Raw genomic sequence first — 12,183 nt, 5'->3', positions numbered from 1 at the left:
TATTACCGGCTATGTTCGGTAACTGATATTCTAAATTTTATTCCTGATTTCTCTTCTTATCAGTTCAAAGATCGAAATCAACGTGTTTTCTTCAGAAGTAAAAATTTCTTCCTGTGTATAATTTCTCAACTCACCAGAAGTGGTTTCGCCAATTGAAAAAAGCGTCATCCCTTCCAGAGAATTTCGCCTTGCAAAACTACGAACTCCGCTCGGACTAAAAAATACTGCAGCATGATATTTTTCAGTTATTAAAGGATTGGTTTCTTCGGTGTTGTAAATCGTAACTTTTTTGTACTTAATGTTTTGTAAAGGAAGTTCCTTGTCCAGAACATTAATGGCAAGATTCCCACAAAAATGGAGAAACTGCTCTTGCTGGCATTTCCCGATAATAAACCTCGAAAGAGTTTCAGCATTTTTCAAAACCTTAAATGTCCCAAACCCATGTTTCCTCAATTCCCTTTTCGTTTTTTCACCCACACAATAGATCTTATTGTAATTTTTTGCAGTGAAATTTTCATTAGGCTTAAACTTGTTTTTAAAAAACGAAATCACGCCGTTGACACTGGTGAAAATCAAAGAATAGTTTTTCAGATCAAAAGGACTGATCATAATAGGCTTAGTCTTAATTACCTCAATACAGTCAACCATGTTATCCTCTCCTAATTCTTTGGATATAATAGTCTGGTCTATATTTTTGGTAAATAAGATTTTCATGTCTGTAGGTAAAATTAAGAAGATGAAAAAATGCGGTTATAAAGAATATAAAATCTATAATAGAGATTTCTAGATTTGGCTTTTGATTTCTGCCATTAATTCTTTTCCACCGTTTTCAAGAACTACTTTTGCATACTTTTCTCCAAAATTCTCTGTTGGAGTATAAACAAAGTTTTCGTCTACGGCAATACAGTTTTTTCCATCCAAAGAGCAAAGTGCTGCCTTGAAGCGGATCTGATCACCGATAATTTCTGCAAAAGCTCCAATAGGTGCCGTACACCCGCCTTCTAAAGTACTTAAGAAATTTCTTTCAATCTCTACACAGACCTGAGTCTGTTTATGATTGATCTGATGTACAATTTCGTTGATCTCAGGTTTGTCCGTATGTCCAGCCACAGAGATTACTCCTTGTGATGGGGCAGGAATCATTAATGGAAGCATCTCATAATCGATTTCCATTTTCATTCTTTTGATACCGGCCAAAGATAAAATGGTCGCATCAAAATTCCCGTCTTCCAATTTTTGAAGTCTTGTCTGAATATTTCCACGGATATCCGAGAAGTCAGTGTTTGGATAATTTCTCAGCCAAAACGCTCTTCTTCTCAAACTGCTGGTTGCCAGTTTAAGCTCATGGAACTCCTTATTCCGGGCAGATTCTTTTCTGATCAGGATGTCTTGGGGATAATCTCTTTCCAGATAGGCGATCATCTCGATGTTCTGAGGCAATAGAGTAGGAACATCTTTTAAAGAATGAACGGCAATGTCAATTTCATCATTCAATAAGGCAATGTCAAGGTCTCTTGTGAAAACCCCGGTAATTCCTAAAGAATATAAAGGTTGATTAAGGTTCTTATCGCCAGAAGAAACGATAGGAACAATTTCCGTTAAATAATTGTTGTTCTGAAGGTGCCTCGCAACCTCTCTAGCCTGCCAAAGTGCAAGTGCGGAATTTCTCGTTCCGATTCTAATGCTTTTCATTGAATTCGTTGTTTGGTTGTTCAACTAATATTTCGTGCATTAATTTACTAATTTCTTCGGCTTTTAAAGGATTGTCAATGATATATTTTGCAAAACGGTTGGTGATTTTCTGGATCATTTTGTCAGAAAGTTCCATGTCCGTGATGTTTATATATTTGTTCTTTCTATAAAAATTATGCATTTCATTGCGTTCCATATTCTTTAAAACGGCTTTGAAATGATGAATATTTGGTGCTAATTTTCTCTTTTTTTCCCACTCAATGAAGTCTTTCATCAGTTCCTTGATAATTTTCTCCGCTTTCGGGATTTCTCTTTCCCGCTGCTGGATGGTTTCCTGGATCTGTTTCGAAAGCTCATCTACATCAATCAATGTTACGTTTTCATTTTCGGTAACGTTCTTTTCAACGTTGTGAGGAATGGAAAGGTCAATGATCAGTGTTTCTTTCCCATTGGGGAAATGAGACTGGTTCACAATAGGATGTTTGGCTCCTGTTGCTACAATAAGAATATCCGTGTTTTTTAATTCCTGGTCAAAATCAGAATAATCAACGTGAGGAATATTGTATTTCTGGGAAATCTTTTCAGCTTTCTCCTGAGTTCTGTTGGCGATTTTAATTTTTGGCTGGTAAACATGTTTTACCAGGTTTTCAACCGTATTTTGTCCAATTTCTCCTACTCCTAAAAGAAGGATGTTCTTTTCGGCGATTCTCTTTTGGCTGTTTAAAATATAATGAACGGCAGCATAAGAAACAGAAGCAGCTCCATTGGAAATACCGGTTTCATTTTTTATTCTTTTCGAAATCTGAATCGCAGCATTGATTGCTCTTTCCAGATAAGGGTTAGAATTCTGCCTTTCTTTTTTGAAACGGCTGTATGCTTTTTTGATCTGTCCGATGATTTCAAAATCTCCGATAATCTGGCTTTCAAGACCTGCCGCTACTCTGAAAAGATGAATCAGCGCTTCTTCCTTGGTAAGGATATTGGCAAATTGAAGGAAATCAGTAAGATGTACTCCAATGGTTTTGCAGTACTCTTCAGCAACTAAAAGATAATTGGGAGACGTGGTATAAATCTCGGTCCTGTTACAAGTGGAAACCACAAATGCATCCCCTAAATCTTCCTGGTGAACCCTGGAAACAAAGTTTTTGATGTTTTCATCAAAGAATGCAAACTTTCCTCTCGTTTCTACGTCGGCTTTCTCGTAGCTTATAGAAAGCACGGCAAAATTTGACGTTTGATGGATGTTGGAATACTGTAACATAAGCAGTCGCAAATTTACGCTTTTTTTAATTAATCATTCTCTGATAGTGTATATGATAATTATCGTAAAAAACTATAGGAAATAGACGGTTTTGTAAGAAGCTAAGAAAACAGGGAAGGACGATGTGACAGTAGAAAGTAAGGGCAAAAGTTAGAAAAGGTACAAAAGTGGATTTTCCTGCAGATCTTGTTAATGAAATTTTAAAAATGAAATACTCTTTTAGTGTTATTTTAAAAATTTGATTTTAAATGAGTTAAATAGGGTTGTTCTTGCATTAGCCGGAAATTGCTGTCCTATAACCCCAAAACAATTTTCAAATTCGATTATTAACTTTCTCGATCATCTTGTTTTCTTTACCGTTTTTCTCATTTGCAATTTTGCTTTTCCGCCCTTTCAACGTCCCATTAATTTTAGTTGAACTCAAAGTCTGTAAACATCTAAATTGAAAGTTAATAAAGAATTGTAAATTTTAATAAAACTTTAACCAAATTAAGTTGGTATGAAATTTCTTTAGTAGTCTTAAATTTATATCTTTGTAAACTTAAAATCAGAAGAAAAATATGAGTTTATTTGATATGTTTACGCAAGAAATTGCGATAGACCTCGGAACGGCTAATACCCTAATCATCCATAATAATAAAATTGTTATAGATCAACCGTCAATTGTTGCAATTGAACGTTCTACGGGTAAACCCATTGCTGTAGGGGAACAAGCTAAGCATATGCAAGGTAAAACTCATGAGGACATCAAGACAATCCGTCCTTTGAAGGATGGGGTTATTGCAGATTTCCACGCTTCTGAACACATGATCAAGGAGTTTATCAAAAAAATTCCTGGGATCAAAGGTAGATTCATACAACCAGCATTACGAATTGTAATCTGTATTCCTTCTGGTATCACTGAAGTTGAAAAAAGAGCGGTAAGAGATTCTGCTCAGAAAGTAAACGCAAAAGAAGTAAGATTGATTTACGAACCAATGGCAGCAGCAATTGGGGTAGGAATAGACGTACAGAAGCCTGAAGGGAATATGATCATCGATATAGGTGGAGGTACTACGGAAATTGCTGTAGTAGCTTTAGGAGGTATCGTATGTGATAAATCTGTAAAAATTGCAGGAGATGTATTTACCAATGATATTGCTTATTATCTAAGAACTCACCATAACCTTTATATCGGAGAAAGAACAGCTGAAAGAATCAAAATTGAAGTAGGTTCTGCAGTAGAAGATCTTGATGTAGACATCGAGGATATCCCGGTACAAGGTAGAGACCTTATTACAGGTAAACCTAAAGAAATTATGGTTGGATATAAAGAGATTGCCCGTGCATTGGATAAATCGATCATCAGAATCGAAGATGCAGTAATGGAAACACTTTCTCTTACACCACCGGAATTGGCAGCTGATATTTACAAAACAGGTATTTATCTAGCTGGGGGAGGAGCGTTACTAAGAGGTCTTGCGGACAGAATCCACAAAAAAACAGGTCTTCCTGTATTTGTTGCTGAAGATCCGTTGAGAGCTGTAGTTCGCGGAACAGGTATTGCCCTTAAGAATATGGACAAGTTCAATTTCTTAATTAAATAATTTTAACTTTTTACGACTTTATATCTGAATGGGATTTTTGCTGAGATTATTTTCGAAGAACACTCTTTTCGTCTTCTTTATATTCCTGCAAATTATTGCTTTGGTTTTGATATTCTCCAGAAATGCAATGCAGAAATCTTGGGTAGCGGGCCAATCGGCTGCGTTCAACTCGTGGGTTTCCGGATATATTGATGAAGGAGTTTCTTATCTGAAGCTAAAACAGATCAACGAAGATCTTGTCGTTCAGAATAAAGCCCTTATGACTGAACTCTATGGAAAAGACGGGACGAAGAATCCTGTTTTCAAAAGAGTTCATGATACCATTGGTGGAGGGCAGATCTATACTTTTGTTGATGGAGAAATTGTTTTCAACAGTATCAACAGAAGAAATAACTATTTTACAATCAATCGTGGCCGAAGAGACGGAGTCTTTCCTCAAATGGGGGTAATGGCACCAAAAGGTATTGCGGGGATTGTAATCAATTCTACAGATAGTTATGCATTAGTTCAATCGGTTTTAAGTGTAAACAAGATCAGAATTAATGCAGCACTCAAAAGCTCAGGATATTTTGGTACTTTAACATGGAATGGAGATAATTCAAGGGTCATGCACCTGGCGGATATTCCGAAATATGTTGCATTAAAAGTAGGAGATACCGTTGTGACTGATGGCAAATCTGCTATTTTCCCTAAAGGTGTTACCATAGGAACCATTGCGGGGTATTCTGTAGACAATAAAACCGGCTTCTGGGATATATCCGTTGAGCTGAGTGAAAAAATGGGAGCGTTGAATAAAGTGTATGTAGTGAAGAATCTTAAGAAAGCAGAAGTGCAGAAGATTCAGGACACTATGCAGGCTGTAATAAAAAAAGAAAATGATTAGCAGGACTTTATTTACTGATATATTGATCATGATTTTTCTTGTGGCATTACAGATATTTGTATTGAACAGGATTACGCTTTTCGGGAAATATACTCCGGTATTATATCCTGTGTTTGTTATGTTCTATCCTTTTTTTAGAAATAAATTTCAGTTCCTGGCATTGAGCTTTTTAATAGGCTTGTCTATTGACGGTTTCCTGTATTCATGGGGGATCAATGCATTTGCGACAACGTTGATTGCTTATTTCAGAACGTTGATCTTCAGGACTTCCACAGATACGTCTACGGACTTTTTCTCTTTTCAGTCCCTTCAATGGGCGCAGTTTTTGCTGTTTTTATTTTCAAGTATTTTCCTGCATCAGCTTTTAGTACAGTATATCGAGTTCTTTAAGTTTAGCAGGTTTTTTGAAATATTATTTAATGTCTTGGTGACAAGTGTAATTTCGTTTATCTTTATAGTCATCTACGCATTAATATTTAAAATCAAACAAAAAGTTTGAACACACGTTATTTTAAAATTTTTTCCATCCTTGTTACCATCGCCCTTATTTTTGTGGCGAGGCTTGCGTATTTGCAGTTGTTTACAGACCGTTACGCACTGAATGCTGCCAATACTTCCATTAAGACTGAGTATGTTATTCCTCAGCGTGGGGTTATTTTTGACAGAAACGGTAAAATCATGGTAGGAAACCAGCCTGCTTATGAGATATCTTTTACGCAGGGATTAATGAGGCCAGATTTTGATACACTGGGATTCTGTAGTCTGATGAGGATCAATAAAGCAGATTTTATCCAAAGAATCAATATTATTAAAAAAGAAAAATATTATTCAAAGCTGACTCCGATGACTTTTCTAAAAGATCTCAGCAGAGAAGATATTGCAAGAGTTCAGGAAATTATTTTTAAATATCCCGCTTTTACTATTGTACAGCGACCTCAGCGTCAATATGAAGTTTCTACTTCTGGAAATCTTTTGGGATATACCAGTGAAGTAAATGAAGCTGAGATTAAAAAAGATTCTGTGTATTATCTTCCGGGTGATTTTATCGGTAAGAAAGGGATTGAAAAATCCTATGAAAAAGAACTTCGTGGAGTAAAAGGAGTAAAGTATATCCAAAAAGATATCAGACTTCGAAACGTTGGTTCTTACAAAAATGGGACTTTAGATAAAGACGTTGTTACCGGAAAGGATATTACTTTAACAATTGATTATGACCTTCAAAGGACAGCAGAAGAAATGCTTGTTAATAAGCATGGAGCCATTGTTGCCATCGATCCGAATAACGGTGATATTTTAACCCTCGCAACAGGTCCTGATGTGGATCCTAATTTATTTACGGGACCCTATAAGTCCAAAAATATTAACATTTTAAATAAAGATACGCTTTACGAAAATAAGCCCATGTTTGACAGGTCTGTTCAGGCAGCGTATCCTCCAGGTTCTACATTCAAACTGCTGACAGCTCTCGCTGCGATGCAAATGGGAGTAATGACCGAAAATACAGTTTTCCCTTGTGGCGGTGGGTTTAATTATCGTGGATTAAGAATTAAAGGACACGGGGGAGCAGACCCCTTAATCCCATCCATTCAGATTTCCAGCAACTGTTTCTTCTCTTATGCTTATTTAGCAATTGTCAATAAATATCCTGGTAATCCTTCCAAAGGGGTTGATGAATGGAAAAAAATCATGAACAGTTTCGGAGTTGGGGAATTTTTAAATAATGATCTTGCTTCAGGTGCAAAAGGAAGAATTCCAAGCGGTGAGTTTTATGAAAGAAGAATGAAATCTATTCTTAAGGCAAGCGGTTCAACAAAAGATTATAAAAACTGGGATCCTTTAGCGACAGGAGCTGTTTTCAACGGAATGGGGCAGGGAGATATTATGATCACCCCTCTTCAGCTGGCTAACTATGTTGCTGCAATCGCAAATAAAGGCTGGTATTATACCCCTCACATTGTAAAAGGTATTGATGGAAAGCCAAATCCTGATCCAAGATTTAAAGTAAAACATAAGACCCTTGTAGATCCTAAGCATTTCGAACCGGTTTTAAAAGGAATGGAAGCGGTAGTTTTGAGAGGTACCGCCCGTGGATTAAAGTCTAATGACTTTACCCAGCTGGCTAAAACAGGTACAGCACAGGTTCCGCAAGGAAAAGATAATTCAATTTTTGTATTGATTGCTCCTGCTGATAAACCCAAAATTGTAGTGGTTGCAGTAATGGAACATGCCGGATTTGGAGCTACCTGGGCAGGTCCTGCTTCTACAGTAATTGCAGAAAAATATATCACAGGAGATCTGAAACGTGAAAATCTTTACAAAAAGATGATCACTTCCAGTTTTATGCCCGAATATAAGAGACAATGGGTGATTGACCTTAAACGTAAAGGTTTATATGTTGACCCTAAACCTGATTCGATTAAACAAAAAAGAATAAAGGATAGTCTGGAGTTTGTGAAACAACAAAAAGCCAAATTGCAGAAAAGAATAGACGACGAAACTAAAAACAATAAATCCGCTAAATCTGTAAAGCAATGAAATGGACAGAAGGAATAGATAAACTGGGCCTTGGGCTGTATTTCCTGCTTTGTATTTTTGCGATTGCAAATATCTACAGTGTTGACCAGAAATTGGGGGAGAAGCAATTGGTTTTCTTCTGTATCTCGTTATTTGTAGGGCTTATTATCTTCGTTGGAAGAAGTAAATTCTTCGAGAATATGTCCGGGATTATTTATATTGGCGGTGTTCTTCTACTGGTAGGGCTTTTTCCGTTTGGTAAGGAGATCCTAGGACAAAAGAACTGGTATAAGTTTGGTAGTTTTACCATGCAGCCGGTTGAGTTCGCAAAAATCGGGACAGCGCTTATGGTGGCCAATTATGTTTCCGGGCCGGATTTTAATCTTAAAAATAAGAAGTCCCTATGGACTACTTTAGCAATTATTGGTGTTCCGGCAGCAGTTGTTCTGGCTATTCCGGATGTAGGTTCCATGTTGGTATTTATTGCATTTTTCATCGCTTTATACAGAGAAGGGCTTAGTGGTCTTTTATTCGGTGTAGGATTTGTTTTTGCCGGAGTTTTTCTGGTGTCATTAGCGATTCCTCCCATCTATGTTGCAGCAGCTGTTCTGCTGATTGCCGGTGTTCTTATTGCCATGAATTATCATAAAATGTCATGGGACGTCATTTCAATTTCAGGAATTGCCGGATCTATTATTTTATTATGCGGACTGGCTTTCGGTTCTCCTTATGTTTTAGAAAAGCTTCCTAAGCACCAGAGAGAAAGAATTGAGGTGCTTTATAAAGGTGAGAAAGCGTTCAGAGATACTTCAGGATACAACTTATTATATTCCAAAACAGCTATTGGTTCCGGAGGGATCTTTGGAAAAGGATACCGTGAAGGATCTGTTACCCAAGGGAAATTTGTGCCAGAGCAGGAAACCGATTATATTTTCTGTACGGTAGGAGAAGAATGGGGCTTTTTAGGAAGTGCCACCCTTATCCTGTGTTATATGGTCTATATCGGAAGAATATACTATCTCGCAGAGAAACAAAAATCTACCTTTAATCGCGTATTCGGGTATTGCTTTGCATCTATTCTGCTGATGCACTTTTCGATCAATTTGGGGATGGTTATGGGGCTTTTCCCTACAGTTGGGATTCCTCTTCCGTATTTCAGTTACGGGGGAAGTTCTTTGCTGGCATTCTCTATCATGACCTTTATCTTCTTTAAGCTTAATTATTCAGATAAGAACAGTTTGGTATAACTGTCTTTGAAGCGAAAATACAAAATCGCAAAAGGGCGAAAGTTTTTACTGTTGTTTAAAAATCGGTCACATGACGGAGTGTATTGTCATTTTATAAATCATAAAAATATGAAAGAAGCTTATATCCTGGATCAGGATTTTGAAAATACAGATGTTTCTCAGTTTGAAAAAGGTGAGTATGAAAACTGTACATTCAGAAACTGTAATTTTGAATATGCTAATCTGTCGGGATTCAGTTTTACAGATTGTGAATTTGTTGAATGCAACCTCAGCATGGCAAAGCTTATCAAAACTGCTTTTCACAATGTGATTTTCAAAGAATGCAAGATGTTTGGGCTTCAGTTTAATGATTGTAATCCATTCGGATTATCTTTTAGATTTGATGCAAGTGCTTTGAATAATTCTGTTTTCTATCAAACATCCGTTAAGAAAACTGTTTTCAAAAACTCTAAATTAATTGAGGTCGATTTTGCTGAATGTGATTTATCCAATGCAGTCTTCAGTAACTGTGATCTGTCAGGCGCTGTTTTCGATAATACAAACCTCGAAAAGGCAGATTTTAGAACCTCGGTCAGCTATTCAATAGATCCGGCTTTAAATAGGCTTAAAAAGGCCAGATTTTCCCTTTCCGAAATATATGGACTGTTATATAAGCTGGATATTGAAATTGATAAGAACAGCTGATGTCCATCGTCATGTACTGGCTATTATAAAAAATATAATATTGATTCAATAGGAGTGGGCTTTAACCCACTTTTTTCTTTAGATATCTATTCCATTGGCTTTAGCCAAAACTTATATAAATAAAGCATATAAAAAAACCATCAGAAATCTGATGGCTTCATTATTTAAATCAATTATTTATAAAATTAAAAATTTGCTGGTGTAGCAGGAGTTACAGATGCTAAGTTGTTGTAAGATTCTCCCTCTTCATTGATTACTCTTTTCGCGAATCTGAACTTAGGTCCCCAGTAAGAATCATTCAGTGAAGAAATCATGACTCCTTTTGAAGTTGCTGCGTGGATAAACTTGATCTCACCTTCTTCAGTAACACTTTCTACAATACCTACGTGAGAAATTCTTCTTCCATGAGAAAAGAAAATTAAGTCTCCTTTCTGTAATTCTCCTTTTTCTATTCTTTCCCCTTCCTGAGCCTGAGATGCTGCTACTCTTGGTAAGCTAAGACCTGCTGCTGCTCCGAATACAGAAAGAACGAAAGCTGAACAATCTATACCGTTTCTTGTAGTCCCTCCGTATCTGTAAGGAGTTCCAAGGTATGTTTCAGCTTCTGTAAGGATACCATCAATGGTTTTATTATGTTTGATTACTTTCGCAATCTCAGAATTCTTAATTGCTTTTTTAGCATTTGCTATAGATGCAGCCTTTTCAGCAAGGAAAGAGTCGATAAGTCTCTGCTTATCCTGCTCCATTTTTTTGTTATCTATAGAAGCTAGTTTGGCATCTGTTTTGTATTCTTTTGCGTAAGTTGCTGGTTTTGAAACCACATAATTTGTAGCACACGATTGCATTGAAACTGTAGTAACTAAAGCAACTAAATAAAACAAAACTCTTTTCTTCATATATATTTGATTATCCGTGTTAAAAAGGAAAATTTATTTTCAAAAGCAATACAAAAGTAGAGATTCCAAATAAAAGACCCCTGTTATGATAATTATCAGGATCTTACTTTAACACATTTTAACATATTGTTTACATATGTTAAAGAAAAATAAACCGCAACAGCCTATTTTTGGTAAGTGTGCGGTTTTTTTTATTAAGATTCTTTAACAAACTTATTTCACTTTATCCTTCATAAGTATGTTTTTTAATTTTTTATATCAGAAAGACAGATTATAATTTTTGTTAATAAACAGATGGTTATGAGCCTATTTTGGGAGCTTAATTCTAATATTCTGCCCATCACGGATTTCTTCCGATGCACTCTTAACAATTACGTCGCTTGATGATACCTGCCCAATGATTGTAGTGATCTCGCCATTTGCAATTCCTGAAGTCACAGGTACCCAATGGGCTATGTTTTTTTCTACTTTAATAACGAATACTCCCAAGGTAGAGTTGAGAACAGCAGAAGTGGGAACAGACAAAGACTTGTTGTTTTCACTCAAAGGAAGGATTACGTTAGCAACCATTCCCGGTAAAAGTCTTTTGTCTTTATTATAAACGTCCATTTCCACCCATTGAGAGCGTAATTTGTTGTCTAAAGCGCCCGCAAATCTTGATACACTTGCTGTGAAGGTTTCACCCGGAATGGATTGAATTGAAAACTTTATAGCTCCGTTTTTATTCAGCAGTCCTGTGTAAGATTCCGGGACATTTACGACCAGACGTAATCTGTCCTGCTGAACCAGACTGAACATCGGAAGATCCGATCCTTTTCCTGATGGTCCTACATACGCTCCTGCACTTACATTTCTCGTTGCAATGTTTCCGCTAAATGGAGCTCTGATCTGCAAATAGTTTTTAACATCAGCCACTTCACGATAGGATGCTTTTGCAGCTTCCAATTGCGCCATGTCAGATTTTTGAGCCGCTAAAGCCTGTTCCAGATCAAGAGCGGAAATTGTTCCCGGAGTTTTGCTGGTTTCTTTTAAACGGTCATATTTTGCCTTACTGGCAATATACAGTGCTTCCTTTGATTTCAAAGCCGATGAAGCAGCACTTTGCTGAGAATTGATCTCAGGAGCTTCTAAAGTGGCCAGCAATTGTCCTGCTTTTACTTCATTTCCAACATCCACGTATAATTTTTTAACAAAACTGCTTACTTTAGCATAGACATCCACTTTCTGATAAGGCTGCAGCTCCCCAGGAATGGCTGTTGATGAAGAAAACTCTTCCTGCTTGGGATTCACCGTTTCAATTTCAGAGGATGAAGGCTCTGCTGATTTTTTTACTTCCTTTTTTTCCTCATGTCCACAGCTCTGCAAGCTGAAAACCAGTATTGCCGGGATTAGATATTTATATAATCGATTCATATTTTAT

The 12,183-nt window shown here is 36.7% G+C and carries 11 protein-coding genes; 6 read left to right on the top strand and 5 right to left on the bottom strand.

Annotation, left to right across the window (positions count from 1 at the left end):
* Positions 1-30: 30 nt before the first annotated feature.
* The 3 genes from C1634_RS01905 to hemA all read right to left on the bottom strand — a co-directional run bounded on the left by C1634_RS01905 (position 31) and on the right by hemA (position 2,953).
* The gene (locus C1634_RS01905) at positions 31-714 is read right to left on the bottom strand and encodes a uroporphyrinogen-III synthase (protein ID WP_103235411.1); all 684 of its coding nucleotides are present in this window, start codon (positions 712-714) and stop codon (positions 31-33) included.
* A gap of 69 nt (positions 715-783) precedes the next feature.
* The gene (gene hemC, locus C1634_RS01900) at positions 784-1,692 is read right to left on the bottom strand and encodes a hydroxymethylbilane synthase (RefSeq protein WP_103235410.1); all 909 of its coding nucleotides are present in this window, start codon (positions 1,690-1,692) and stop codon (positions 784-786) included.
* Positions 1,679-2,953, bottom strand: coding sequence for a glutamyl-tRNA reductase (gene hemA / locus C1634_RS01895; RefSeq protein ID WP_109737820.1), 1,275 nt, complete (start codon positions 2,951-2,953; stop codon positions 1,679-1,681). The genes hemC and hemA overlap by 14 nt, the downstream gene beginning before the upstream one ends.
* Before the next feature lie 560 nt (positions 2,954-3,513).
* Between hemA and C1634_RS01890 the strand changes: the two genes are divergently transcribed.
* The 6 genes from C1634_RS01890 (at position 3,514) to C1634_RS01865 (ending at position 9,867) form a co-directional block, all read left to right on the top strand.
* Positions 3,514-4,539, top strand: coding sequence for a rod shape-determining protein (locus C1634_RS01890; protein ID WP_103231746.1), 1,026 nt, complete (start codon positions 3,514-3,516; stop codon positions 4,537-4,539).
* 28 nt (positions 4,540-4,567) lie between these two features.
* Positions 4,568-5,422, top strand: a complete 855-nt coding sequence (gene mreC / locus C1634_RS01885) for a rod shape-determining protein MreC (RefSeq protein WP_103231747.1) — start codon at positions 4,568-4,570, stop codon at positions 5,420-5,422.
* Positions 5,415-5,921, top strand: coding sequence for a hypothetical protein (locus C1634_RS01880; RefSeq protein ID WP_002982456.1), 507 nt, complete (start codon positions 5,415-5,417; stop codon positions 5,919-5,921). Before mreC ends, C1634_RS01880 begins: the two co-directional genes overlap by 8 nt.
* The gene (locus tag C1634_RS01875; protein WP_103231748.1) at positions 5,918-7,957 is read left to right on the top strand and encodes a peptidoglycan D,D-transpeptidase FtsI family protein; all 2,040 of its coding nucleotides are present in this window, start codon (positions 5,918-5,920) and stop codon (positions 7,955-7,957) included. The genes C1634_RS01880 and C1634_RS01875 overlap by 4 nt, the downstream gene beginning before the upstream one ends.
* Positions 7,954-9,183 carry a rod shape-determining protein RodA gene (gene rodA / locus C1634_RS01870; RefSeq protein ID WP_103231749.1) on the top strand — a complete coding sequence of 410 codons (1,230 nt, stop codon included), beginning with the start codon at positions 7,954-7,956 and terminating at the stop codon, positions 9,181-9,183. The genes C1634_RS01875 and rodA overlap by 4 nt, the downstream gene beginning before the upstream one ends.
* A gap of 108 nt (positions 9,184-9,291) precedes the next feature.
* The gene (locus C1634_RS01865) at positions 9,292-9,867 is read left to right on the top strand and encodes a pentapeptide repeat-containing protein (RefSeq protein ID WP_103231750.1); all 576 of its coding nucleotides are present in this window, start codon (positions 9,292-9,294) and stop codon (positions 9,865-9,867) included.
* Between the two features lie 185 nt (positions 9,868-10,052).
* Here the strand turns inward: C1634_RS01865 and C1634_RS01860 are convergent, their stop codons facing one another.
* Positions 10,053-10,763, bottom strand: coding sequence for a C40 family peptidase (locus C1634_RS01860; RefSeq protein WP_103231751.1), 711 nt, complete (start codon positions 10,761-10,763; stop codon positions 10,053-10,055).
* Positions 10,764-11,069: 306 nt separating this feature from the next.
* Complete coding sequence (locus C1634_RS01855; protein WP_103231752.1) at positions 11,070-12,176, bottom strand: efflux RND transporter periplasmic adaptor subunit; 1,107 nt, start codon at positions 12,174-12,176, stop codon at positions 11,070-11,072.
* Positions 12,177-12,183 lie beyond the last annotated feature (7 nt).

The organism is Chryseobacterium viscerum, assembly GCF_002899945.2.
Classification (GTDB): Bacteria; Bacteroidota; Bacteroidia; order Flavobacteriales; family Weeksellaceae; genus Chryseobacterium; species Chryseobacterium viscerum.
The sequence above is the reverse complement of the archived record's forward strand: the minus strand, read 5'-3'. Positions and strand labels throughout refer to the sequence as shown.